This window comes from Rhizobium sp. FG96, assembly GCF_057808655.1.
Window position 1 is genome coordinate 450,394 of the sequence record NZ_JBMDIL010000004.1, and the last position, 23,385, is coordinate 473,778.

Annotated in this window: 24 protein-coding genes; 8 read left to right on the forward strand and 16 right to left on the reverse strand. The window is 61.3% G+C overall.

What is annotated here, in order from left to right:
- Position 1: 1 nt before the first annotated feature.
- From ACODR6_RS10595 to ACODR6_RS10635, 9 genes are all read right to left on the reverse strand, one after another.
- Positions 2 to 733, reverse strand: a complete 732-nt coding sequence (locus tag ACODR6_RS10595; RefSeq protein ID WP_489022500.1) for a nucleotidyltransferase family protein — start codon at positions 731 to 733, stop codon at positions 2 to 4.
- A gap of 13 nt (positions 734 to 746) precedes the next feature.
- Positions 747 to 2,264, reverse strand: a complete 1,518-nt coding sequence (gene tsaE, locus ACODR6_RS10600) for a tRNA (adenosine(37)-N6)-threonylcarbamoyltransferase complex ATPase subunit type 1 TsaE (RefSeq protein WP_489022501.1) — start codon at positions 2,262 to 2,264, stop codon at positions 747 to 749.
- Positions 2,261 to 4,849: a sensor histidine kinase gene (locus ACODR6_RS10605; RefSeq protein ID WP_489022502.1), complete on the reverse strand. Its 2,589-nt coding sequence runs from the start codon at positions 4,847 to 4,849 to the stop codon at positions 2,261 to 2,263. The genes tsaE and ACODR6_RS10605 overlap by 4 nt, the downstream gene beginning before the upstream one ends.
- Before the next feature lie 202 nt (positions 4,850 to 5,051).
- Positions 5,052 to 6,452 (reverse strand): adenosylhomocysteinase, encoded by a 1,401-nt coding sequence (gene ahcY, locus ACODR6_RS10610; RefSeq protein ID WP_025555282.1) that lies wholly within the window; start codon positions 6,450 to 6,452, stop codon positions 5,052 to 5,054.
- Between the two features lie 163 nt (positions 6,453 to 6,615).
- A complete protein-coding gene (locus ACODR6_RS10615; protein ID WP_025555283.1) occupies positions 6,616 to 6,897 on the reverse strand; it encodes an HPr family phosphocarrier protein in 282 nt (93 codons plus the stop codon).
- Positions 6,898 to 6,906: 9 nt separating this feature from the next.
- A complete protein-coding gene (locus ACODR6_RS10620; RefSeq protein ID WP_025584219.1) occupies positions 6,907 to 7,308 on the reverse strand; it encodes a PTS sugar transporter subunit IIA in 402 nt (133 codons plus the stop codon).
- A 143-nt stretch (positions 7,309 to 7,451) separates the two neighbouring features.
- Positions 7,452 to 7,910 carry an HPr kinase/phosphorylase gene (locus tag ACODR6_RS10625; protein ID WP_489022503.1) on the reverse strand — a complete coding sequence of 153 codons (459 nt, stop codon included), beginning with the start codon at positions 7,908 to 7,910 and terminating at the stop codon, positions 7,452 to 7,454.
- On the reverse strand, positions 7,910 to 9,700 hold the full coding sequence (locus tag ACODR6_RS10630) for a sensor histidine kinase (protein WP_025555286.1): 1,791 nt from the start codon (positions 9,698 to 9,700) through the stop codon (positions 7,910 to 7,912). Before ACODR6_RS10630 ends, ACODR6_RS10625 begins: the two co-directional genes overlap by 1 nt.
- Before the next feature lie 80 nt (positions 9,701 to 9,780).
- On the reverse strand, positions 9,781 to 10,512 hold the full coding sequence (locus tag ACODR6_RS10635) for a response regulator transcription factor (RefSeq protein ID WP_203430041.1): 732 nt from the start codon (positions 10,510 to 10,512) through the stop codon (positions 9,781 to 9,783).
- Positions 10,513 to 10,850: 338 nt separating this feature from the next.
- Here ACODR6_RS10635 and ACODR6_RS10640 point away from each other — a divergent pair, with 338 nt between their 5' ends.
- The 3 genes from ACODR6_RS10640 to ACODR6_RS10650 all read left to right on the forward strand — a co-directional run bounded on the left by ACODR6_RS10640 (position 10,851) and on the right by ACODR6_RS10650 (position 13,607).
- The gene (locus ACODR6_RS10640; RefSeq protein WP_199628048.1) at positions 10,851 to 12,461 is read left to right on the forward strand and encodes a phosphoenolpyruvate carboxykinase; all 1,611 of its coding nucleotides are present in this window, start codon (positions 10,851 to 10,853) and stop codon (positions 12,459 to 12,461) included.
- Between the two features lie 96 nt (positions 12,462 to 12,557).
- Positions 12,558 to 12,992 (forward strand): alternative ribosome rescue aminoacyl-tRNA hydrolase ArfB, encoded by a 435-nt coding sequence (gene arfB, locus ACODR6_RS10645; RefSeq protein ID WP_489022504.1) that lies wholly within the window; start codon positions 12,558 to 12,560, stop codon positions 12,990 to 12,992.
- A gap of 3 nt (positions 12,993 to 12,995) precedes the next feature.
- On the forward strand, positions 12,996 to 13,607 hold the full coding sequence (locus tag ACODR6_RS10650; protein ID WP_489022505.1) for an alpha-ketoglutarate-dependent dioxygenase AlkB family protein: 612 nt from the start codon (positions 12,996 to 12,998) through the stop codon (positions 13,605 to 13,607).
- 6 nt (positions 13,608 to 13,613) lie between these two features.
- On the opposite strand, the gene coaA is transcribed toward ACODR6_RS10650, so the two are convergent.
- From coaA to hisB, 7 genes are read right to left on the reverse strand one after another with little or no spacing between them, the layout of a single operon-like run.
- Positions 13,614 to 14,609, reverse strand: coding sequence for a type I pantothenate kinase (coaA, locus tag ACODR6_RS10655; protein WP_130282913.1), 996 nt, complete (start codon positions 14,607 to 14,609; stop codon positions 13,614 to 13,616).
- On the reverse strand, positions 14,606 to 14,929 hold the full coding sequence (locus tag ACODR6_RS10660) for a phosphoribosyl-ATP diphosphatase (RefSeq protein ID WP_025555293.1): 324 nt from the start codon (positions 14,927 to 14,929) through the stop codon (positions 14,606 to 14,608). Before ACODR6_RS10660 ends, coaA begins: the two co-directional genes overlap by 4 nt.
- A gap of 14 nt (positions 14,930 to 14,943) precedes the next feature.
- Positions 14,944 to 15,732: an imidazole glycerol phosphate synthase subunit HisF gene (gene hisF / locus ACODR6_RS10665; protein WP_489022506.1), complete on the reverse strand. Its 789-nt coding sequence runs from the start codon at positions 15,730 to 15,732 to the stop codon at positions 14,944 to 14,946.
- Positions 15,729 to 16,478, reverse strand: coding sequence for a 1-(5-phosphoribosyl)-5-[(5-phosphoribosylamino)methylideneamino]imidazole-4-carboxamide isomerase (gene hisA, locus ACODR6_RS10670; RefSeq protein WP_489022507.1), 750 nt, complete (start codon positions 16,476 to 16,478; stop codon positions 15,729 to 15,731). Before hisA ends, hisF begins: the two co-directional genes overlap by 4 nt.
- 27 nt (positions 16,479 to 16,505) lie before the next feature.
- Positions 16,506 to 17,156 (reverse strand): imidazole glycerol phosphate synthase subunit HisH, encoded by a 651-nt coding sequence (gene hisH / locus ACODR6_RS10675; RefSeq protein WP_413710608.1) that lies wholly within the window; start codon positions 17,154 to 17,156, stop codon positions 16,506 to 16,508.
- Complete coding sequence (locus ACODR6_RS10680; protein ID WP_203429880.1) at positions 17,156 to 17,641, reverse strand: DUF2628 domain-containing protein; 486 nt, start codon at positions 17,639 to 17,641, stop codon at positions 17,156 to 17,158. Before ACODR6_RS10680 ends, hisH begins: the two co-directional genes overlap by 1 nt.
- A 24-nt stretch (positions 17,642 to 17,665) precedes the next feature.
- Positions 17,666 to 18,274, reverse strand: a complete 609-nt coding sequence (hisB, locus tag ACODR6_RS10685) for an imidazoleglycerol-phosphate dehydratase HisB (protein ID WP_025555298.1) — start codon at positions 18,272 to 18,274, stop codon at positions 17,666 to 17,668.
- A 177-nt stretch (positions 18,275 to 18,451) separates the two neighbouring features.
- On the opposite strand from hisB, the gene hslV reads away from it, so the two are divergent.
- From hslV to ACODR6_RS10710, 5 genes are all read left to right on the forward strand, one after another.
- A complete protein-coding gene (gene hslV, locus ACODR6_RS10690; protein WP_025555299.1) occupies positions 18,452 to 18,982 on the forward strand; it encodes an ATP-dependent protease subunit HslV in 531 nt (176 codons plus the stop codon).
- Entirely contained in the window at positions 18,969 to 19,496 is a 528-nt protein-coding gene (locus tag ACODR6_RS10695) for a GNAT family N-acetyltransferase (RefSeq protein ID WP_489022508.1), read from the forward strand. The genes hslV and ACODR6_RS10695 overlap by 14 nt, the downstream gene beginning before the upstream one ends.
- Complete coding sequence (hslU, locus tag ACODR6_RS10700; RefSeq protein ID WP_413710611.1) at positions 19,493 to 20,800, forward strand: ATP-dependent protease ATPase subunit HslU; 1,308 nt, start codon at positions 19,493 to 19,495, stop codon at positions 20,798 to 20,800. Before ACODR6_RS10695 ends, hslU begins: the two co-directional genes overlap by 4 nt.
- A gap of 188 nt (positions 20,801 to 20,988) precedes the next feature.
- Positions 20,989 to 21,933 carry a DUF1402 family protein gene (locus ACODR6_RS10705; RefSeq protein ID WP_025555302.1) on the forward strand — a complete coding sequence of 315 codons (945 nt, stop codon included), beginning with the start codon at positions 20,989 to 20,991 and terminating at the stop codon, positions 21,931 to 21,933.
- Positions 21,934 to 21,984: 51 nt separating this feature from the next.
- Entirely contained in the window at positions 21,985 to 23,385 is a 1,401-nt protein-coding gene (locus tag ACODR6_RS10710; RefSeq protein ID WP_489022509.1) for a cytochrome P450, read from the forward strand.

Sequence of the window (23,385 nt, forward strand, 5' to 3'; positions counted from 1 at the left end):
CTCAGGCAAACGTCCGGAATCGCCGGATCGTTTCCTCCGCCTCGCCGACGGCTTCGGGCGTGCCGACGGTCAGCCAATGGCCGTCCATCATCATGCCATAGAGGCGCCCGCGGCTGATCGCCTTGTCGAAATAGATGTTGATGTTGAACGGATCGCGCGGAGCATCGTCCAGAAACTCGGGCTTCATGGCGAAGGCGCCGGCATAGACCACGGGATTGGATTGATCGTCGCGATAGCGCGTCAGCCGTCCATCCGGGCCAATAGAGAAATCGTTGATGCCGTTATGGCCCGTCGTGTCTTCGATGCGCACGCAGAGCATGGCCATATCCATACGCTCAGGATCGAAGAATCCGGCTAAGCGATCCAGGTTGCTTGGTTCGCCCGGCTTCTCGCCGATCCAGAAAAGGTCGGCATTCATCACGAAGATTGTGTCGCGGCCCAGCAATGTCAGGCCTTTGACTATGCCGCCGCCATTGTTCAGCAGCGCCTCGCGCTCGTCCGATATCAGCACATCGAGACCGCGATAGGTCTTGAGGTGTGTTTCCATCTGATCGGCGAAATGATGGACGTTGACTGCAGCAACTTCTACGCCGGCCTGCTTCAGCGCATCCAGCGAATAATCGATCATCGGCTTGCCGCCGATCTTCACCAGCGGCTTGGGCATCGTGTCGGTGATCGGGCGCATGCGGGTGCCGAGACCCGCCGCCAGTACCATGGCTTGTTTGATCGTCATTCTGGTCCGGAACTTATGATTCGCTGGTGACTATTCCAGCCCTTGCGCACCATTCGCGCAAGGGGGCAAGCGCCTCGTGCTCCAAGGCAACGCGGAGATAGGCGAGCGTGCGCGGCATGTGCTTGAGATAGCCCGGTTTTCCGTCGCGCTGCAGCAGACGCACCCACAATCCCGCAAGCTTGCAATTGCGTTGCGCCGACATGATCGCCCAGCTTTTCAGGAAGGAAGCCTCGTCGAAGCCGCCCTGGCTGCGGCGGATGTCTAGATAGCCGTCCATCAGCTCGCGGAACAGCGGTGGTTCGATGGTGACGCGGGCGTCTTGGGCGATCGAGGCGAGATCGTAGGATGTCGGCCCGATCATCGCGTCCTGGAAATCGATGAGACCGATCTTTTGCGCGCCCTGCTTTTCGCCGCGCCAGATGATGTTGGGCGAGTGGAAGTCGCGAAGCAGGAGGCTCTTTTCTGCTTCCGCCAGCTGATCGATCAGTGCGTCCCATATCGAGAGATATTCGTCGCGCTCGGCTTCGGCCGCGGCCGCGCCGCCGCGCTTCCATGGCAGATGCCAGTCGAGCAGCAGGCGCGCTTCCATCTTCATGGCCGTCCGGTCGAAATCCGGAATGTGATGGATGTGATCCTTGCCGGCTGGAATCTCCTGCGGGATCTGCATGCCATGCAGCCGCGCCAGGCAGGCAACGCTTTCGCGGTAGCGCTCGGCGATCGGCAGACCGGCAGCATCGAGAACGCCCTCGGTGCCGAGATCCTCGATCAGCAGGATTCCCTGCGGATAATCGACGCCGTAGACTTCAGGCGTCGCAAAGCCGCGCTCGCGCAGCGCATCGGCAATGGCGACGAAAGGATAGGCGTTTTCGGCGAGATGCGCGACTTTCGGATAGGGTTTGCCGTCCAGAACTGGAGGCCCTTCGGGGAGCGGCGGCCAGTCCATCAGGATCTTCCTGCCGCCGGTGGCCGGATAAACGGCTTCATAGGCGCGCAGCGATGCATCGCCGGTCAGGAACCGGCGGCTGGCCGTCTCATAGCCGAGACCACCAAGAAACGTGCGGATCGCCAGCACGCGCTCAATCCGCTCTGCTTTCTTTTCCGGTGCTGTGATCGTCACGCGGCGTCCCTGGCCTTCGTGCTCGAGCGCCAGGACGATGCGATCCTCAGGCATCTCGTGCTGCGCCATTTCCGGCCATTCGACGAGACAGATACCGTTTTGCAGCGCTTCGTCGAAGCCGAGCTCTTCCAGCTCCGATCCGTCGGCGAGACGATAGAGATCGAAATGCGAGACAGGAATCCTGATGTCGTAGGACTGAACCAGCGTGAAGGTCGGGCTCGGCACTTCGAGGCCCGGATCATCGGCGATAGCGCGGATCAGCGCTCGCGCCAGCGACGATTTTCCGGCGCCGAGATCGCCTGAGAGCGTCAGGCAGTCGCCGGCTTTCAGGGAGAGCGCCAGATCTTCGCCGAGGCGGATCGTTGCCGCTTCGTCTGCCAGGAACAGCGAGATTGGCGCTCGGCTGGCGGTCATTCGGCGGCTGCGATGGCGCGCGGCAAGTTCACCGATGGAATCCGGCAAACGACCGTGGTACCGCGGCCCGGCTTGCTGTCGATCGTGACCTTGCCGTTATGCAGGCTGACGAAGCTATCGACGATCGAGAGGCCGAGGCCCGCTCCGCCACGCTTGCCGCTTTTCGCGCCCGTGGCGAACCGGTCGAAGACCGTCGCGATCATCTCCTGCGAGATGCCGGGGCCGCGGTCGGCGACCGAGAAGACGAAATCCGTGCCTTCGCGATGGCATTCGAGCGCGATCGCCGCGCCCTCCGGCGAGAAGTTCGCTGCATTCGACAGGAGCTTCAGCAGGATCTGCTTGAGGCGCTGCGGATCGGCGACGATCGTGCCGAGCTGCGCCGGAGCGGTGATCTCGAGTGTTACGCCGCTTTCCTGCAGCCGGTCGGCGATTTGCATCGAGACGTCGTCCAGCAGGTCGCTGAGATCGATCTCGGAATAGTTCAGCCGCATGATCCCGGCATCGACGGTCGCCAGATCGAGAATGTCGTTCACCAGCGTCAGCAGCACCGACGACGAGGTGGCGATATGATCGATATATTCGGCCTGCCGGTCGTTCAGCGGGCCGACGCCCGGCGTGCGCAGCAGGTCGGTGAAACCGATGATGTTGGTCAGCGGCGAGCGCAGCTCGTAGGAAACATGCTGGACAAAATCGTTCTTCAGCTCGTCGGCCTTGCGCAGCGCTTCGTTCTTTTCCGTCAGCGCCCGCTCGGCGCGCACCGCATCCGTCATGTTGACGAAGGTCAGCATGGTCTGGGCGTTCGGCAGCGGAATGACGGCATAGTCGAGCACGAGGCCCGAGAAGAGCTCAAGCGTGCCCTGGCTCGATCGGCGCTCGTCGTCGAAGCTGGTGATCAGCTCGGCAAAGGTTTTCCAGCCATCCGGCCGGTCATAGGATTGCACGCAGGCCTCGCCGACAGCGCGGATATGCGTGCCGGGCTTGGCTTCGGCTTCGGTGATGCCCCAGAGCACACGGAAGGCCGGATTTGCAAGACGAACCCTGCCATCGGCGCCGAAAACGGCCACGCCTTCGGAAAGGTGGTCGATGGTCTCGCCCTGAACCTTCACCAGCGTGTTGTAGCGGGTCTCGAGATCGACCTGTTCGGTCAGGTTTTCGAACACCCATGTCGCGCCACCCTGCGGATGCGCGGTCGCGAAGACGCGCAGCGTCTGGCCGTTCGGCAGGTGCCAGACGTCGGATTTGGTGTCGAGCGAGCGATAGACGGCAAGCGCCGTATCCTTCCAGCTCTTCCAGTTAAGCTGGTCGGGCAGCTTCTTGGCGACCCGCAGACGTTCCAGCAGCTCGGCATTGTCAGGCTTGCGCTCGAGGAAGGCGATATCGAGTTCCCAGAGGGTCACGAAAGCCTGGTTATAGAACTGCAGCCGCTGGTCGCCGTCGAAGATCGCGACGGGTGTCGCCAGATGGTCCAGCGTTTCGGCATGGCTCTTCAGCGTCCGCTCAAGCTCGGCGCGGACGGCTTCCGCATCCGAAACGTCGATCGCGATACCGGCAGAGCCGCTCGGCACCTTGACGTCGACAACGTCGAAGAAGGTCCGATTGCCGTGGACGACGGTGGAAATCTTGTCATGGAACGGCGATTCCGGCGTTGCTGTGGCGCGGATGCGCTCGCGGGCGACGGTCGTCAGGATCTCGCGGCTCTCGTTGATTGCCTGCTGCGGCGTCGTCGCCTCGACAGCATCGCCATAGGCCTGGTTCACCCAGGTCAGGCGGCCGTCGGTATCGCGCTGCCATGCCGGCAGGTCGATCGCGTCGAGCAGGTTCTGGAAGGCCGAGATCGACGACATCAGCCGGTCGCGCTCGATCTTCAGTTCGGCAAGTTCGGCGCGCAGATTGTTGAGCGCAACGAAGCGTACGAAGGCGCGGCCGCCGGAAACCCGGCCCTGCGCTTCCAGGATTTCATCGCGATTGGTCTCGACGACCATATCGAAGCTCTGCGCCGCCTCGCGCAGCCGGTCGATGGCGCGGTCGAGTTCGGAGGCCGAGCGTGGCTTCAGCCATAGGCCGAATGCCAGGAATTCATTGTCCTGCGGCGCGCCGGTTTCGGCCGGCAGCTGGCCCAGCAGTTCGGGCCGCTCATTGCCGTCCCAGATGACGATGCGGCGGTTCTTGTCGGCGATCAGCGCCTGGTACTGGGAAATTCGCTGCTGCGCATCGGACAGAGCCGTACGCATCTCGCGGCTTTCGGTCTCGATATTGCCGCGCTGGCGCACTGACCACAGTGTCGAGAGCAGGGCTGCCGAAATCACGCCGATGACGACGGAAACGCCGACGACCTGAGACGAGGTGAAGAGATGGGCCGATGCCGCCGCTTCGGACTCGACCTGAGCCATCACCGGGCGTGCGAGCGCAGAAATCGCAGTACCGCCGGCGCAGATCTGCGCCAGTCGCATCAGCGATCCCCTTCCTTGCTTCACGACCCGCCCGGCCGCCGCAAGTGTATCGTTTTGTGCTGCCGCTCTCAGGTGGGCTTCCGGCCGAGCGCCGTCATCCACCTGTCCCGGCAGGCTTTTTTCTTCTTCCGGCATCCCCGGTCTGTCTCCGTCTTTCAATGTGCCGCATCACGACAAGACATCCCATTTTCGGGCAAACGGACGAGTCCGGGCCACGAATCGAGTTCTAAAACAATACTTCGGATGGGATTCAGCGGGAAGGTAGGAGGCAAAAAATAAGGGCGCCGCAAATGTCAATGTGGCGCCCATCAAGATGTTGTGGATAGTCGAGATACGATTAGTATCTGTAGTGGTCAGCCTTGAACGGACCCTGCGGCTTCACGCCGATATAGGCAGCCTGTTCTTCAGAAAGCTGGGTCAGCTTGACGCCGAGCTTGCCGAGGTGAAGACGGGCGACCTTCTCGTCGAGGTGCTTCGGCAGGATGTATACCTGGTTGGAATACTGCTCCGGCTTGGTGAAGAGTTCGATCTGCGCCAGCGTCTGGTTGGTGAAGGACGCGGACATGACGAACGACGGATGGCCGGTGGCGTTGCCGAGGTTCAAGAGGCGGCCTTCCGACAGCAGGATGATGCGGTTGCCCTTCGGGAACTCGATCAGGTCGACCTGCGGCTTGACGTTGGTCCACTTGAGGTTACGCAGCGCGGCAACTTCGATTTCGTTGTCGAAGTGGCCGATATTGCCGACGATCGCCATGTCCTTCATCGCACGCATGTGGTCGATGCGGATGACGTCCTTGTTGCCGGTCGTGGTGATGAAGATGTCGGCCGAAGATACGACGTCTTCGAGCAGAACCACTTCATAGCCGTCCATGGCGGCCTGCAGGGCGCAGATCGGGTCGGCTTCCGTAACCTTAACGCGGGCGCCGGCGCCGGAGAGCGAAGCGGCAGAACCCTTGCCGACGTCGCCGTAACCGCAGACGACGGCAACCTTGCCGGCCATCATGACGTCGGTACCGCGGCGGATACCGTCAACCAGCGATTCCTTGCAGCCGTACTTGTTGTCGAACTTCGACTTGGTGACGGAGTCGTTGACGTTGATCGCCGGGAACGGCAGCAGGCCCTTGGCATGCAGCTGGTAGAGGCGGTTGACGCCCGTGGTGGTTTCCTCGGTGACGCCCTTGATCGCGTCGCGCTGCTTGGTGAACCAGCCCGGAGAAGCGGCGAGGCGCTTCTTGATCTGAGCGAAAAGGATCTCTTCTTCTTCCGAATGCGGGTTCGACAGCACGTCTTCACCGGCTTCGGCGCGGGCACCGAGCAGGATGTACATGGTCGCATCGCCGCCGTCGTCTAGGATCATGTTGGAGAAGCCGCCGTCGGCCCACTGGAAGATCTTGTCGGTATAGGTCCAGTAGTCTTCGAGGGACTCGCCCTTGATCGCGAAGACCGGAATGCCGGCTGCGGCGATCGCGGCGGCGGCATGGTCCTGCGTCGAGAAGATATTGCACGATGCCCAACGGACTTCGGCGCCGAGGGCGACCAGCGTCTCGATGAGAACAGCCGTCTGGATCGTCATGTGCAGCGAACCGGTGATGCGCGCGCCCTTCAGCGGCTGCGACTTGCCGAATTCTTCGCGGCTGGACATCAGTCCCGGCATTTCGGTTTCGGCGATCGTAATTTCCTTACGGCCGAAATCTGCGAGGGCGATATCGGCAACGACATAATCTTTTTCAGTGCTCATAGAGGTCTCCAGGCTGAAAAGCGTGTCAATAAATCAAAAGCGCGCAATGGGCGCAGCAGAGCGCGTGCGGTCTGCACGGCCATGCTTGCCGTTTAGCAGGCTTCTTGTGGGAAGGCAATAAGGATATAAAGAAGTCTTTATATGTTTATATGTCGGCGATTTCTTAGATTTCTTCGCCGAATTTGTTCTGGATCAGCTGATCCAGCGCCTCGAGCGCTTCGGTGGCCTGGTTGCCGCTGGCGGTCACCAGCACCGTCGAGCCGGGGCTCGCGGCCAGCATCATCAGCCCCATGATCGAGGTCCCGCCCACCGTCATCCCGTCTTTCGACACGGTGATCGTCGCATCGAACGTATCGACCATCTGGACGAATTTCGCCGAGGCGCGGGCGTGCAGTCCGCGCTTGTTGATGATGAGGAGTTCCCGGGAGAGCTGCGTCGTGGTCATGAAGGCCCGTTATTTACCGCTGAGAACGCGGCTCGCGACGTTGATATACTTGCGGCCGGCTTCCGAAGCCTCGGCCAGGGCCTTTTCCATATTGTTCTCGCCGCGAACGCCGGCGAGCTTGATAAGCATCGGCAGGTTCATGCCGGCGATCACTTCGGTGTGGCCGCTGCTCATCACGGAAATTGCCAGATTGGAAGGGGTCCCGCCGAACATGTCGGTGAGGATCACCACGCCATGACCGTCATCGGCGCCGGCGACTGCCTGGAGAATGTCCTGCCGCCTCTGATCCATATCGTCTTCGGGGCCGATGCAGACCGTCTCGATGAATTTCTGAGGACCTACGACGTGCTCGACAGCATGACGAAACTCTTCAGCCAGCTTGCCATGAGTGACAAGCACAAGTCCGATCATGATTTAACTGCTCCCAATGGCATATCAACGGCGGCCCCAATATCGCAATGCAACAATCGCGTCCACCGGTGGGGGCACATCTTGGCGATCAAAAACCGAAGTGCAAGACAAAAATGCAGCGATACGGGGCGATTCCGGCGGTTTCAGCGGCATTCCATTCCGATTTCAGGCGCCTTTGCCATCAAAATTGCGAGAGGTACGGATGTATTCGCAAGAAGCCGGATCACCGGCAGTGCAAAGCCTTCGGCAACTTCGATCTGCTCGTTGTCGGGCGGCAGCCGATCGGGTCCGGAAACGCTGGCAGGAAGGATCGCAAAGTGCATCACCGCTTCAGGGATGCTGTCGAGCGAAACGATGCCGGTGCCACGCAATTCGATCAGTCCGGCAATCGAATCCGGGCGCCTGGCGATGACTTTGCCATCGCGATGCTCGACGAAGGCCTGATCGTCGGCAACGAGCATCGCGGGCAATCCGAGACGCCGGGCTTCCGTCAGGCAGGTAAAGGCAAGCATCGATTTGCCCCAGCCCGAGGGGCCGGCAAACATCAGCCCGGTTTGGTTGATCCGGATCGCCGTTGCGTGAACGTTGACCGGCGGCGCCATCAGCTATGCGCATCCGCGGGCAGGGCAAGGATGAACCGCGCGCCAAGGATCTCGGCGCTTTCGGCATCGATGATGTTCTCTGCCCTGAGCGAGCCGCCATGTGCTTCGGCAATCTGACGGCTGATCGACAGGCCGAGGCCGGAATTCTGGCCGAAACCTTCGGATTCCGGGCGATCGGTATAGAAGCGCTCGAAGATGCGGTCGATATTCTCAGCCTGGATGCCGGGGCCGTTGTCCTCGATATAGACGAGGCAGCGCGAGCGTGTCCGCACCAGCCGGACGATGATCCGTCCGCCTTCCTGCGGCACGAAAGAGCGGGCATTCTCGATCAGGTTGGTCACGATCTGGCCGATGCGCAGGTCATGACCATTGACGACGAAGCGGGTCTTCACCCCCGGCTTACGCTCGATCACCAGCTCGATATGCACGTCCTTGTTCTTGCTGCGGATCTGCCGGGAGACCTCCACGAGATCGGTGAGGAACTTCTCCAGATCGACCGAGCGGGCATCGACGCGCGCCAGTTCGGCATCGAGCCGCGAGGCGTCGGAAATGTCACTGATCAGGCGGTCGAGGCGGCGGACGTCGTGCTGGATGACATCCATCAGCCGCTTCTTGGAATCATCGGACTTGGCCAAAGGCAAGGTCTCGACAGCGCTGCGAAGCGAGGTCAGCGGGTTCTTGAGCTCGTGGCTGACATCGGCGGCGAAACTCTCGATCGCATCGATACGGTCGTAGAGCGCCGTGGTCATTTCGCGCAGCGCGATCGACAGGTTGCCGATTTCATCCTGGCGGGCAGAGAAATCCGGGATTTCCTCGCGCTCCTTCGCGCCGCGGCGAACGCGGATCGCGGCTGCCGAAAGACGGCGGAGCGGATTGGCGATCGTCGAAGACAGAACGAGCGACAAGAGCACGTTGACGAGCGTGGCAACGCCGAACACGCGCATGATCGCCAGACGCTCGGCGTGCACGATATTGTCGATATCGCCGGCCTGCGTCGACAGAAGAAGCACGCCGAGAACCGCACGGAAACGCTGGACAGGCACCGCGACCGAAACGATCAGCTCACCCTTCTCGGTGGTGCGAACGACCGCGCCGCGCACGCCGGTCAGGGCATTCATCACCTCGGGATAGATCGAGCCATCACCGCCGGGTGCTTCCTTATAGACCGGCAGATTGCCGGGCTGCAGTGCCTTATTGAACAGTGTCGTGAACCATTCGCCCCAGGTCTGCTTCTCTTCCTCGACCGGCGGCAGGTCGAAACGCAGCACCTGGCCGCGGGAATAGAGATGGCGGGAATCGAGCAGCAGATTGGCGTCGGCATCGAAGATGCGGGCGCGCGTGCGGGTCGGCGAGATCAGCCGGCGCAGAACCGGTGCCACCTTTTCCGGATCGATCGGGAATTCCAGATCTTCGTCGTTTGGAACCGGTGTGATGCTCTGTCCCGCCTGCAGCTCCAGCAGCTTTTGCGGGTCGATGGTGATCGAGTTGGTATCGACGGAGGCCGATGCCGAGACGGCGCCGGCAATGATTTCGCCCTGGGTCAGCAAGCTCTCGACACGGGCGTCGATCAAGCCTTCTCGAAACTGGTTGAGGTAGAGGATGCCGCCGACGAGAACGAGCAGCGCCGCCAGATTGAAGAACAGGATACGGCGTGTCAGGCTGGAAAAGACGGCATTGCCGAAGATCCGGCGGATGATGGTGAAGGGATGCGACCATCGCCTTCCCCTGACGCGGCGGCCGGTTACGCCATCCGCATCATCCAGATCCCTTTCCTGCACCAACTGTGCCAATGACAGGCCCTTTCGGAGGGCGCGGCCGGAAATGCGGCCAGCAAGCCCTCAACAACAATCATGCGCTGCGCTTTAAGGCGTCAGGCTGCTTCGCGGAAGCGGTAACCCACTCCGTAGAGCGTTTCAATCATATCAAAATCGTTGTCGACCATCTTGAATTTCTTGCGCAGCCGCTTGATGTGGCTGTCGATCGTGCGGTCATCGACATAGACCTGCTCGTCATAGGCCGCGTCCATCAGCGCATCGCGGCTCTTGACGACGCCCGGGCGCTGCGCAAGCGAATGCAGAATGAGGAATTCGGTGACCGTCAGCGTCACCGGCTCGGCCTTCCAGGTGCAGGTGTGGCGCTCCTGGTCCATGACCAGCTGCCCACGCTCCAGCGAGCGGGCCGGCTGCGCGACGCCGGGCTTCGGTGCGGCACCGGTGCCTGCCGCGGCAGCGGCTTCCCGGCTTGAGGCGCGGCGCAAGACGGCGCGGACGCGCTCGACCAGCAGGCGCTGCGAGAAGGGCTTGGTGATGAAGTCGTCGGCGCCCATCTTCAGGCCGAAGAGCTCGTCGATCTCTTCATCCTTGGAGGTCAGGAAAATGACAGGCATGTCGGATTTCTGTCGCAGGCGGCGCAGCAGCTCCATCCCGTCCATGCGCGGCATCTTGATATCGAAGATGGCGAGTTGCGGCGGGCGAGCGATCAGACCATCGAGGGCCGAAGCGCCATCCGTGTATGTCTCGACCTTATATCCTTCGGCCTCCAGTGCGATCGACACTGAGGTGAGGATGTTGCGGTCGTCGTCAACGAGCGCGATTGTCGGCATGGTGTTCGTCTCCGTCATCTATGCGCATCTCCCGGAATTTTTGATGTCCCCAGGCGGCCTCTCCGGCCGGATGCGCTTATGGAGGATAAAGGTGGAACAAATTGTGGCAAAGATAAAGGGGAGGATTGCCGGATTATTCGAACTGCAATCAAGGGTGGTGCGACAAACTGAACCAAACCCATCAGTTCAAACGATTTAAAAATAGCGAGAGTAATTTAAATCGATTAATTATTTGATATCATTACCTTTTTTGAATTACACCGTATTGCTTTTTAAAATTCCCCGTCTTAGGTTCGCGTCAGTTTTAACGGCTTGATGCCTCAGTAAAGGGAAAAGCGATGGAAACGTTCGGAGTTCATAACCCGGCGGTAGCGCTGGCGACGATTGGTTTGGAGAGCGCAGCAAGCGTTCGCTATAACTTTACCGCCGCCTCTCTTTATGAGGAGGCGATTCGCCGTGGAGAAGCCGAACTCACCGCCCAGGGCGCGCTGCGCGCATTGACCGGCCAGCACACCGGCCGCTCGCCGCGCGACAAGTTCGTCGTCCGCGATGCCAATACCGAAACGCAGATCTGGTGGGACAACAACAAGCCGATGTCGCCGGAGCATTTCGCCGTGCTTCATGCCGACATGCTGGCGCATGCGAAGGGCAGGGAGCTTTTCGTGCAGGACCTGATCGGCGGCGCCGATGCCGGTCATGCGCTGCCGTCGCGTGTCGTCACCGAATTCGCCTGGCACTCGCTGTTCATCCGCAACCTGCTGATCCGTCCGGAACTCGAAGCGCTGAAAACCTTCGTGCCGAAGCTGACGATCATCGACCTGCCGAGCTTCAAGGCCGATCCGGAACGCCACGGCTGCCGCACGGAAACCGTCATCGCCTGCGACCTCACCAAGGGTCTCGTGCTGATCGGCGGCACGTCCTATGCCGGTGAAATGAAGAAGTCTGTCTTCACCGTCCTCAATTACCTGCTGCCGGCCAAGGGCGTCATGCCGATGCACTGCTCGGCCAATGCCGGCCCGGATGGCGACAGCGCGGTCTTCTTCGGCCTGTCGGGTACCGGCAAGACAACGCTTTCGGCCGATCCGGCCCGTACGCTGATCGGTGACGACGAGCATGGCTGGGGCGAAAACGGCATCTTCAATTTCGAAGGCGGCTGCTATGCCAAGACCATCCGTCTGTCGGCCGAAGCCGAGCCGGAAATCTACGCGACGACGCAGCGCTTCGGCACCGTTCTGGAAAACGTCGTGCTCAACGACCAGCGCGAGCCGGATTTCGACGATGGCTCGTTGACGGAAAATACCCGTTGCGCCTACCCGCTCGATTTCATTCCGAACGCTTCGAAAACCGGCCTTGCCGCGCATCCGAAGACGATCATCATGCTGACCGCCGATGCCTTCGGCGTCATGCCGCCGATTGCCCGCCTGACGCCTGAACAGGCCATGTACCACTTCCTGTCCGGCTACACGGCAAAGGTCGCCGGTACCGAAAAGGGCGTGACAGAGCCGGAAGCGACCTTCTCGACCTGCTTCGGCGCCCCCTTCATGCCGCGTCATCCGGCGGAATACGGCAACCTCCTGAAGGAGCTGATCGGCCGTCACGGCGTCGAATGCTGGCTGGTCAACACCGGCTGGACCGGCGGCGCATACGGCACCGGCAAGCGCATGCCGATCAAGGCGACGCGCGCACTGCTGGCCGCGGCTCTCTCGGGCGAACTCGCCAAGGCTGACCTGCGCACCGACACAAACTTCGGCTTTGCCGTTCCGGTTTCTGTCGCTGGCGTCGACAACGGCATTCTCGACCCGCGCTCGACCTGGGCCGATGCTGCAGCCTACGACCGCCAGGCCGAAAAGCTCGTCGGCATGTTCATTGCCAACTTCGCCAAGTTCGAAGACCATGTCGATGGTGGGGTGCGCGACGCAGCACCGGGCCTGAAGATTGCTGCTGAGTAATCTAAACGGCTGATGATTCACGTGAAACCCGGCGGGAAACTGCCGGGTTTTTCTTTGCGTGTTCCAAAATCACGGCCGATGTGAGATAGGTCTCGCATGGCCAGCGACGCGCTCTTCATCAATGACAGGATCACCATCGCTGGATGGGAGCTGACGGAACAGTTCGTTCTGGCGGGCGGCCCCGGCGGGCAGAACGTCAACAAGGTCTCGACCGCAGTCCAGCTGTTCTTCAATATCGAGAATTCGCCGTCGCTGCCTGAGCGCGTCAAGGCGAACGCGGTCAAGCTTGCCGGAAGGCGCATGTCGAAAGACGGCGTGCTGATGATCGAGGGCAGCCGCTTCCGCAGTCAGGACCGCAATCGCGAGGATGCGCGCGAGCGGCTGAAGGAGCTGGTTCTCGAAGCCGCCAAGCCGCCGCCGCCGCCGCGCAAGAAGACCAAGCCGACGAAAGGCTCGGTCGAGCGCCGCCTCAAGGAAAAATCCGGCCGCTCCGAAGTCAAGAAGATGCGCGGCCGCCCGAGCGGAGACTGATCCATGCTCGAAATCTCCAGCGGCATCCGGCATTTCCCCGGCTATCTCGATCGTGGCCAGCAGGAAACAATGGTCGATACGATCCGCGAGATCGTTTCCGCCGCACCGCTTTTCACGCCCGTCATGCCCGGAACCGGAAAGCCGATGTCCGTCCGCATGAGCAATTGTGGAGAGCTCGGCTGGGTGACGGACAAGGACCGCGGCTACCGCTACCAGCCGGTTCATCCGCTCACCGGTGAACCATGGCCACCCATCCCGCCGGCGCTTCTCGATATCTGGACCGCCGTCTCCGGCTATCCGCTGCCGCCGCAGGCCTGCTTGATCAACTTCTACTCCGACGACGCCAAAATGGGTCTGCACCAGGACAAGGACGAGCAGGATCTCAAGGCGCCTGTCGTCTCGATCTCCCTCGGCAACAGCTGCCTCTTCCGCATCGGCGGCACCGCGCGCAATGACCGCACCCAATCCCTGAAACTCGCCAGCGGCGACGTCATCGTCCTCGGCGGCGAAGGCCGCCTCTGCTTCCACGGCGTCGACCGCATCTATCCGGCGACATCGACGCTGTTGAAGAGCGGCGGCCGGATCAATCTGACGTTAAGGCGTGTAACACCCTGAATCCGGCTAAAGCTTCCTGAGCGCCACCTGTTCAATCAGGTGGTTCGGACCCTTCCGCAGGATAAGATCGGCGCGTGGGCGGGTCGGCAGGATGTTCTGACGCAGGTTCTTCAGGTTGATGTTCGCCCAGAGCCCTTCGGCGATCGCGATCGCTTCCTTTTCGCTGATCGAGGCGTAGCGGTGGAAGTAGGAGTTCGGGTCTCGGAAGGCGGTTTCGCGCAGGCGCATGAAGCGGTTCACGTACCAGTTATGGATCTGCTTTTCCTCGGCATCGATATAGATCGAGAAGTCGAAGAAGTCAGAGACCATCGGCACGATCTTGCCGTCGGCCGGCAGGTCGCGTGACTGCAGCACGTTGATCCCTTCGAAGATCAGAATGTCAGGCCGGTCGATGATCTTGTATTCGTTCGGGATCACGTCATAGACGAGATGCGAATACACCGGCGCCTTGACGTCTGCCTGCCCCGCCTTGATCGCCGAGAGGAAGCGCAGGATCGCGCCGGTGTCGTAGCTTTCTGGGAAACCCTTGCGCTGCATCAGGTTTTCGCGTTCCAGCACCGCATTCGGATGCAGGAAGCCGTCGGTCGTGATCAGATCGACCTTCGGGCTCGACGGCCAGCGGCGCAGCAGCTCTTTCAGGACACGTGCCGTCGTCGATTTGCCGACGGCGACGGATCCGGCGATACCGATCACGAAGGGGGTCTTGGCGACGCCCTCGAGATTGAGGAAGCGGTTGCGCTGTTCGAAGAGCAATTGCGAGGATTCGACATGCGAGGACAGCAGGCGCGAGAGCGAGAGATAGATGCGTCGGACTTCGTCGAGGTCGATCGGGTCGCCCATCGAGCGCAGCCGCGTCACTTCCTCGCCGGTCAACGTCAGCGGCGTATCGGCGCGGAACTTCGCCCATTCCTCGGAAGAAAAGAAGTGATAGGGCGAATAGGAATTCGCCTGGAAGTGATCGAGCGCCTCGGGCGCTCCGATGATTTGCGACACGATACTCATGAACTCTGCCGGCTGGCCTTTTCCTTGAGACCGGATTGAGCGGTCCGCCGCTCAAGTTCGGCCATGACATCCTGCAACGGAATGCCTGCAATCTTCAATACGACCAAAAGGTGATAGAGCACATCGGCCGACTCGTAGGTCAGGTTGGTCCGGTCGTTGGTAACCGCGGCCATGACAGCCTCGATCGCCTCCTCGCCAAGCTTCTTCGCCGCCTTCGGCTGACCCGCAGAAACCAGCTTCGCTGTCCAGGATTCGTCCGGTGAGGCCTTCGACCGCTCGTCGACGATCTTTTCCAGATCGGAAAGGGAAAATCCGCTCATTCTATCGCTTTCACTCAGTCGAGCCGCATCGCAATGCCGTGGGATGACATATAGCGCTTTGCCTCGCCGACGGAATAGGTGCCGAAATGGAAGATCGAGGCGGCAAGCACGGCCGTCGCATGGCCATCCTTCACCCCGGCAACGAGATCGTCGAGATTGCCGACGCCGCCGGAGGCGATGACGGGAACGCGCACGCTGTCGGCGATCGCCCGTGTCAGCTCCAGATCGTAGCCGATCTTCGTGCCGTCGCGGTCCATCGAGGTGACCAGAAGTTCGCCGGCGCCGCGGGCAACCATCTTCTGCGCGAATTCGACCGCATCGATGCCGGTCGCGTTGCGGCCGCCGTGCGTGTAGATCTCCCAGGCGCTGAGATTGTCCTGGCCGACGGCCTGCGTACGGCATCGCTTGGCATCGATCGATACGACGATGCACTGGTCGCCGAACTTGTCGGCGGCTTCGGCGACGAAATCAGGATTGTTGACCGCCGCCGAATTGATCGAAACCTTGTCGGCGCCGCAGAGCAGCAGCTTGCGGATATCGGCGATCGTGCGAACGCCGCCGCCGACGGTCAGCGGCATGAAGCACTGTTCGGCAGTGCGCGAGACGACGTCGAAGATCGTGTCGCGATTGTCGGAGGAAGCGGTGATGTCAAGGAAGCAGAGCTCGTCGGCACCGGCCGCGTCATAGGCCTTCGCCGCTTCGACCGGGTCGCCGGCATCGATGAGATTGGTGAAGTTGACGCCCTTGACGACGCGGCCGTCCTTGACGTCGAGGCAGGGGATGACACGGGCCTTTAGCGTCATTGTGCAATCTCCTTGGCGCGGGCAGCCTTAATCAGCGACAGAGCTTCCGCCGGATCGATACGGCCATCGTAGAGCGCGCGGCCGGAAATCGCGCCTTCCAGCTTGCGGGCATCCGGCTGCAGCATGCGCTCGATATCGGCGATAGAGGCGAGGCCACCCGAAGCGATCACCGGGATGGAGACCGCTTCGGCAAGCTCCAGTGTCGAGGCCCAATTGATACCGGCAAGGATGCCGTCGCGATCGATATCGGTATAGATGATGGCGGCAACACCGGCGCCTTCGAACTTCTTTGCAAGCTCGATGATGCCGAGCTCCGAAGCCTCTGCCCAGCCCTCGACGGCGACCTTGCCGCCCTTGGCATCGATGCCGACGGCAACGCGGCCAGGAAAGGCCTTGCAGGCCTCGATGACGAGCGCCGGATCGCGAACCGCGACCGTGCCGAGAATGACGCGGGCCAAACCGCGCGACAGCCAGCTCTCGATATGATCGAGCGTGCGGATACCGCCGCCGAGCTGCACCGGGTTCTTCGTCGCCTTGAGGATAGCATCGACGGCTGCGCCGTTGACGCTTTCACCGGCAAAGGCGCCGTTGAGATCGACGACATGCAGCCATTCGAAACCCTGGTCTTCGAAGGCCTTGGCCTGCGCTGCCGGGTCCGGATTGTAGACCGTTGCCTGGTCCATATCGCCGAGCTTCAGGCGGACGCACTGGCCGTCCTTCAGGTCGATGGCGGGAAAGAGGATCATGATGTCTGTCCTTGCTTCGCGCGAGCCTTAGGGCTTCCAGCGCAGGAAATTGGTGATCAGGGCGAGGCCGAGCTTCTGGCTCTTTTCGGGATGGAACTGCGCGCCGGCCATGTTGTCGCGGCCGACGAAAGCGGTCATCGGGCCGCCGTAGTCGGTCGTGGCGATCACATCCGAGGCGTTTTCGGCATCGAGATGATAAGAATGGACGAAATAGGCGTGCAAGCCGTCGGCACCCGTCGGGATGCCGTCGAAGAGCGGATGCGGATGCCTCAGATCGAGCGTATTCCAGCCGATCTGCGGGATCTTCAGCGAGGCATCATCAGGCGTCATTTCTTTGACGTCGCCGGGGATCCAGCCAAAACCCTGCGTCACGGTCTTTTCAAGGCCGCGCGACGACATCAGCTGCATGCCGACGCAGATTCCGAGGAAGGGCTTTGCCTTCTTCTCCACCGCCTCGATCAGCACCTCGGCCATGCCGGGCACGGCATCGAGACCGCGGCGGCAATCGGCATAGGCGCCGACGCCGGGCAAGACGATGCGATCAGCCAAGGCAACGGCTTCGGCCTTGTCTGTCAGGTCGATATGGGCGTCGATGCCCGCCTCGCGGGCAGCGCGTTCAAAGGCTTTTGTTGCCGAGCGCAGATTGCCGGAACCGTAGTCGATAATTGCGACGCGCATCAGCGTCCTCCATCAAAACCAAAGAGACCAAGCGAGGTGGTGTTGCCGTGGCGGCCGGTGGAGCGTTGATGTCGCTCCCATTCCGGTGCCGGCACGCCATCTTCTTGCGTAATGGTCTCGATATCGGAAAAATAGATGTCTTCCGCCTCGTCGACGGAATCGGCCGAGACGACCGCGTTTTCGTTCCAGCCCTTGGAGGCGAGGTTGCGAATGCGGAAATTCTGGCCCTCGAGCGCAACGATCAGGCTGGCAGCGAGAGAAAGCGCAAAGCCCGCGGGCCAAAGACCCTGGCGCTCCATAAGCACGCCGCCGACTGCCTGCGCCAGAAAGGCTACGATCGCATGCAGCCAGAGGCGGTGCGCCAGCAGCCAGAGCCATGGAAAGAAGAAACCCAGAAACGTGAAGCCGTCGCGGATGACGCGCGTCTTTTCGTGGCTGGCATCCGCTCCGTCAGGGGCAGTCAGAAACAGATAGCTGGAAGTCAATGTCGTCACGCTCCCTGAAGGGGCTCAGACGAGCGTGCCCTTCGTCGAGGGAACACGGCCCGCCTGTCTCGGATCGATCTCTGTCGCCGTACGCAGCGCGCGGGCAACGGCCTTGAAGCAGGTCTCTGCAATATGGTGATTGTTGGCACCATAATGGTTGAGCACATGCAAGGTGATGCCGGCGTTCTGCGCGAGCGCCTGGAAGAATTCGCGGACCAGTTCGGTATCGAATGTGCCGATCTTCGGCGCGCTGAAGGAGACGTTCCAGACGAGGAAGGGACGGCCGGAAAGATCGAGCGCGGCCTTCGTCATCGTCTCGTCCATCGCCAGGTCGATCGAGGCGTAGCGGGTGATGCCGCGGCGATCGCCGAGCGCTTTCGCAATGGCCTGGCCGATCGCGATCCCGGTGTCTTCGACGGCATGATGATCGTCGACATGCAGGTCGCCCTTGGTCTCGATCTCCATATCGATCAGCGAATGTCGTGACAGCTGGTCGAGCATATGGTCGAAGAAGCCGACGCCCGTCGAAATCTTCGACTTGCCGGTGCCGTCGAGATTGACCGAAACCGAAACCGAAGTTTCGTTGGTCTTGCGGGAAACGGCGCCCGTGCGGCTTGCTGCGGTCTCGGCCATCTGGCTGCTCCATCGGGAATGACGCCGGTTCCATATCAGGCGTTCCCTAAAATATCCAGAAGCGTGGCCGCAGAAAAACCGCACCATTTGCAATCGGCGGAAGCCCACTTACATAGGGCTCAACAGGGCCGGTGAGCGGCCCGCGCAAAACCGCCCGGCCCCGGGCAAGGATGTTTTATGACAACGATTATTACAGTTCGAAAAGGCGGCAAGGTGGTCATGGCTGGCGACGGTCAGGTGAGCCTTGGCCAGACCGTCATGAAGGGCAATGCCCGCAAGGTTCGGCGTATCGGCAAAGGTGGCGAAGTCATCGCCGGTTTCGCCGGCGCCACCGCCGATGCCTTCACGCTACTTGAGCGCCTCGAGAAGAAGCTGGAACAATATCCGGGCCAGCTCATGCGCGCAGCCGTCGAGCTCGCCAAGGACTGGCGCACAGACAAGTACCTGCGCAATCTCGAAGCCATGATGCTCGTCGCCGACAAGACCGTGACGCTTGCCGTTACCGGCAATGGCGACGTCCTGGAACCGGAACACGGCACGATGGCGATCGGCTCGGGCGGCAATTTCGCGCTCGCAGCCTCGCTTGCCCTGCTCGATTCCGACAAGTCGGCGGAAGAGGTGGCCCGCAAGGCGCTCGATATCGCAGCCGATATCTGCGTCTACACCAATCACAACATCATCGTCGAAACGCTTGATGCCGATGCCTGAGGACGGAACCCGCTACCATTTCCGAGACGTCGAGGGCAGGGACCTTTCCTTGCTGGGACAGTGGCTCGCCGAGCCGCATGTTGCGAAATGGTGGGACGGGGATCCGCAGGCGAGTGCACAGGAAATCTTAGAGGCGGTCGAGAGCATCGAGACGCGGCCAATGATCGTGGAGCTGGAAGGGCGGCCGATCGCCTATCTCCAGCATTACGATCCGCATCTCGAAGACGGCCATCCTTATCAGGATCAGCCGAAAGGCACGCTCGGGCTAGATATTTCCATCGGCATCCCGGCGCTGATCGGCAAGGGTCACGGCAGCGCGATCATTCGCCAGATCGCGTCTGAGCTTTTCGCTGGAGGCACGAAAAGGATCGTCATCGATCCGCATCCGGAAAATCACGCGGCGATCCGCGCCTATGAGAAAGCCGGCTTTCGCTATCTCGACACAAGAACATCCATCTATGGTCCCGCCCATTTCATGGTGCTGGACGCAAGCCAGGAAACGGATTTGCAATGACCAACTTTTCTCCCCGTGAGATCGTATCCGAACTCGACCGTCATATTATCGGCCAGCACGACGCCAAGCGCGCGGTGGCAATTGCGCTGCGCAATCGCTGGCGCCGCCAGCAGCTCGATGAGAGCCTGCGCGACGAAGTCATGCCGAAGAACATCCTGATGATCGGCCCGACCGGTGTCGGCAAGACCGAAATCTCCCGCCGTCTCGCCAAGCTCGCCGGTGCGCCTTTCATCAAGGTCGAAGCCACCAAATTCACCGAAGTCGGTTATGTCGGCCGTGATGTGGAGCAGATCATCCGCGATCTCGTCGAGATCGGCATCGGCCTGGTGCGCGACAAGAAGCGTGCCGAAGTCGAGTCCAAGGCGCATATGAGCGCTGAAGAGCGCGTGCTCGATGCGCTGGTCGGTGCCACGGCATCGCCTGCCACCCGCGACAGCTTCCGCAAGAAGCTGCGTAACGGCGAGCTCGACGACAAGGAAATCGATATCGAGGTTGCCGATACCGGTTCGGGCATGGGCGGTTTCGAAATTCCCGGCATGCCGGGGGCCAATATCGGCGTGCTGAACCTCTCCGATATGTTCGGCAAGGCCATGGGCGGCCGCACCAAGAAGGTCCGCACGACCGTCAAGGCCTCCTACACCGATCTGATCCGCGATGAATCCGACAAGCTGATCGACAATGAAGTCATCCAGCGCGAGGCTGTTCGCTCGGTCGAGAACGACGGCATCGTCTTCCTCGACGAAATCGACAAGATCGCAGCCCGCGATGGCGGCATGGGCGCCGGCGTCTCCCGCGAAGGCGTGCAGCGCGACCTGCTGCCTCTCGTCGAGGGAACGACGGTCTCCACGAAGTATGGTCCTGTTAAGACCGACCATATCCTGTTCATCGCCTCGGGCGCCTTCCACGTCGCCAAACCGTCGGATCTTCTGCCGGAACTGCAGGGCCGCTTGCCGATCCGCGTCGAGCTTCGTCCGCTCAGCAAGGAAGACTTCCGCCGTATCCTGACGGAGACCGAGGCCAGCCTCATCCGCCAGTACCGCGCGCTGATGCAGACCGAGGAACTGAGCCTCGACTTCACCGACGATGCGATCGATGCGCTGGCCGACGTCGCGGTTCATCTGAACTCGACGGTCGAGAATATCGGTGCCCGCCGCCTGCAGACGGTGATGGAGCGCGTTCTGGACGAAATCTCGTTCAACGCGCCGGATCGCGGCGGCAGTGCCGTGACCATCGACGCGAATTACGTCCGGGAGCATGTCGGCGATCTCGCCAACAACACCGACCTCTCGCGCTTCATCCTTTAAATTTCTCAATGCGCGAAATGCTTTGCGTTCCGCGCAAGAGATTTTGATGATCAAACCCTCGACAGCGGGCCTTTTACTTTCTAGTGAAAGGCCCGTTTTCTTTGCTGGCGTGGGCTTTATTCGGACAAGATTGTGGTCCAGTCACGCGCTCGCAGCCAGGGACCATGAACTCGACAGGATAGCGGATCGTGCGACGCCTTTTGACATGCCTTCTCATTGCCGTTGCGGCTTTCACTTCGGCACCGGCCTATGCCATGCAGACGGTGCCGCCGGGCAACCGCAACGTTGAGCAGCCGCCGATCCCGGGCGCTTCCGTCCGCCGTACCAAGGGTACCAAGACCACCTTCGACCGTAAGTATGAGAAGGTCTACGAACTCCTGTCGAGCGATCACGAGCTGATGGGCAAGATCCGCAAGACGGCGGCCGCCTACGGCATCGAGCCGATCCACATCATCGGCGCGCTGGTCGGCGAGCACACCTACAATGTCGACGCCTATGACCGCCTGCAGTCTTACTACGTCAAGGCCGCATCCTATGCCGGCGAAAGCTTCCGCTTTGCCTATGACGGCGAGGATGTCGACACCTTCATCGACCGCCCGGAATTTGCCGGATGCAACGGCAAGAGCGATTCCTACCAGCTCTGGAGCTGCCGCGAGGATGTCTGGGAAACCGACTTCCGCGGCAAGACGGTCGGCGGCAAGAAATTTCCCGACAATCGCTTCAGCGCCGTATTCTTCCAGCCTTTCTATGCCGGGCAGACCTTCGGTCTTGGCCAGATCAATCCGCTGACGGCGCTGATGCTATCCGATCTCGTCACCCGCGTTTCGGGCTATCCGAAGCTCAGCGAGAAGGATGCCAGTGGCGTCTACAAGGCGATCATGCAGCCGGATATTTCGCTCGCCTTCGTCGCCGCGTCGGTGCGGACCTCGATCGACGACTACAAGCGGATCGCCGGCATGGATATCTCGGATAATCCCGGCCTGACGGCGACCCTCTACAATGTCGGCAACTCGCGCCAGCGCGCCGCAGCCCTTGCAGCGAAGAACCACGGCGGTGCGACAGTTTGGCCGGAAGAGAACTATTACGGCTGGCTGATCAACGACAAGCTGGACGAGTTGAAGGCCCTCAACTAGTCTTCTGCCTTGCCGGGAAGGCGTAAATCTTCCACGAAAGGCTGCAATATCATGGACATGCGTCCTGATCCCTTCGTTCCACCCGCGCCGGTGCCGCGCACCGTGCCGCCGTCGCGGCTGGAAATCATCCGGACCATCCTGCGCAATCCGTTGGAGCTGTGGGGCGAGCCGTCCTACACGCTGCCCTGGATCAAGACGCGTTTCTTCCGCGACAGCACGATCATCGTCAATGATCCCGGCCTCATCAAGTATGTGCTGGTTGACAACGCTTCGAACTACCGGATGTCCGATATCCGCCAGCTGGTGCTGCGGCCGATCCTGCGCGATGGTCTGCTGACTGCCGAAGGCCAGGTCTGGAAGCGCTCGCGCAAGGCGGTCGCACCGGTCTTCACGCCGCGGCACGCCAAGGGTTTTGCCGGGCAGATGCTGCGCCAGTCCGAGCTCTATGCCGAAAAATACGAGGGTGGCGGCAGCTTCGATATCGCCACCGATATGACCGAGCTCACCTTCGCCATTCTTGCCGATACGCTCTTCTCCGGCGAGATCGCCTCGTCGTCGGACAATTTCGCCGATGACGTCAATGCGCTCCTGCATCGCATGGGCCGCGTCGATCCGATGGATCTGATGAGGGCGCCGTCCTGGGTGCCGCGCGTGACCCGCATCGGCGGCCAGAAGATCCTCGATCAATTCCGCAACATGGTCCACAAGACCATGGATCTGCGCCTCGAGCAGATGCGCGCCGACCGCGCCGCTGCCCCCGAGGACTTTCTGACGCTTTTGCTGGAGCAGGCGGGTCCCGATGGCCTGACGAACGAGGAGATCGAGGACAATATCCTGACCTTCATCGGCGCCGGGCATGAGACGACGGCCCGCGCGCTTGCCTGGACGCTCTATTGCATCGCCAACAGCCCGCATATCCGCGACGCGATGGAGGAAGAGATCGACCGCATTCTTGCCGGTGGTGCGGAGCCGGTCGAATGGCTCGATCTGATGCCGGTGACGAGGGCTGCTTTCGAGGAAGCGCTCCGGCTCTATCCGCCCGCACCCTCGATCAACCGTGCCGCGATCGCCGATGACAGCTGGACTAATGCCAAGGGAGAGCGCGTCGATATCCATGCCGGCATGACGGTTTTGATCATGCCCTGGACGTTGCATCGCCACGAACTCTATTGGGAAAAGCCGCGGGCCTATATGCCGGAGCGCTTCCTGCCCGAAAATCGCGGGAAGATCGGCCGCTTCCAGTTTCTGCCGTTCGGCGCCGGTCCCCGCGTCTGCATCGGCGCGACCTTTGCACTGCAGGAGGCGGTCATCGCGCTGGCGGTGCTGATGAAGCGTTTCCGTTTCGATATTACCGAGAAAACCAATCCCTGGCCGGTGCAGAAACTGACGACGCAGCCGCAGAATGGCCTGCCGATGCGGGTCACGCCCCGCACTCTTTCCGGTCAGGCATAA

Excerpts from the sequence above, each read along its gene's own strand:
- ACODR6_RS10595 (WP_489022500.1), bottom strand. The coding sequence starts at position 733 with ATGACGATCAAACAAGCCATGGTACTGGCGGCGGGTCTCGGCACCCGC.
- tsaE (WP_489022501.1), bottom strand. The coding sequence starts at position 2,264 with ATGACCGCCAGCCGAGCGCCAATCTCGCTGTTCCTGGCAGACGAAGCG.
- ACODR6_RS10605 (WP_489022502.1), bottom strand. The coding sequence starts at position 4,849 with ATGCCGGAAGAAGAAAAAAGCCTGCCGGGACAGGTGGATGACGGCGCT.
- ahcY (WP_025555282.1), bottom strand. The coding sequence starts at position 6,452 with ATGAGCACTGAAAAAGATTATGTCGTTGCCGATATCGCCCTCGCAGAT.
- ACODR6_RS10615 (WP_025555283.1), bottom strand. The coding sequence starts at position 6,897 with ATGACCACGACGCAGCTCTCCCGGGAACTCCTCATCATCAACAAGCGC.
- ACODR6_RS10620 (WP_025584219.1), bottom strand. The coding sequence starts at position 7,308 with ATGATCGGACTTGTGCTTGTCACTCATGGCAAGCTGGCTGAAGAGTTT.
- ACODR6_RS10625 (WP_489022503.1), bottom strand. The coding sequence starts at position 7,910 with ATGGCGCCGCCGGTCAACGTTCACGCAACGGCGATCCGGATCAACCAA.
- ACODR6_RS10635 (WP_203430041.1), bottom strand. The coding sequence starts at position 10,512 with ATGCCGACAATCGCGCTCGTTGACGACGACCGCAACATCCTCACCTCA.
- ACODR6_RS10640 (WP_199628048.1), top strand. The coding sequence starts at position 10,851 with ATGGAAACGTTCGGAGTTCATAACCCGGCGGTAGCGCTGGCGACGATT.
- arfB (WP_489022504.1), top strand. The coding sequence starts at position 12,558 with ATGGCCAGCGACGCGCTCTTCATCAATGACAGGATCACCATCGCTGGA.
- ACODR6_RS10650 (WP_489022505.1), top strand. The coding sequence starts at position 12,996 with ATGCTCGAAATCTCCAGCGGCATCCGGCATTTCCCCGGCTATCTCGAT.
- coaA (WP_130282913.1), bottom strand. The coding sequence starts at position 14,609 with ATGAGTATCGTGTCGCAAATCATCGGAGCGCCCGAGGCGCTCGATCAC.
- ACODR6_RS10660 (WP_025555293.1), bottom strand. The coding sequence starts at position 14,929 with ATGAGCGGATTTTCCCTTTCCGATCTGGAAAAGATCGTCGACGAGCGG.
- hisF (WP_489022506.1), bottom strand. The coding sequence starts at position 15,732 with ATGACGCTAAAGGCCCGTGTCATCCCCTGCCTCGACGTCAAGGACGGC.
- hisA (WP_489022507.1), bottom strand. The coding sequence starts at position 16,478 with ATGATCCTCTTTCCCGCCATCGACCTGAAGGACGGCCAGTGCGTCCGC.
- hisH (WP_413710608.1), bottom strand. The coding sequence starts at position 17,156 with ATGCGCGTCGCAATTATCGACTACGGTTCCGGCAATCTGCGCTCGGCA.
- hisB (WP_025555298.1), bottom strand. The coding sequence starts at position 18,274 with ATGGCCGAGACCGCAGCAAGCCGCACGGGCGCCGTTTCCCGCAAGACC.
- hslV (WP_025555299.1), top strand. The coding sequence starts at position 18,452 with ATGACAACGATTATTACAGTTCGAAAAGGCGGCAAGGTGGTCATGGCT.
- ACODR6_RS10695 (WP_489022508.1), top strand. The coding sequence starts at position 18,969 with ATGCCGATGCCTGAGGACGGAACCCGCTACCATTTCCGAGACGTCGAG.
- hslU (WP_413710611.1), top strand. The coding sequence starts at position 19,493 with ATGACCAACTTTTCTCCCCGTGAGATCGTATCCGAACTCGACCGTCAT.
- ACODR6_RS10710 (WP_489022509.1), top strand. The coding sequence starts at position 21,985 with ATGGACATGCGTCCTGATCCCTTCGTTCCACCCGCGCCGGTGCCGCGC.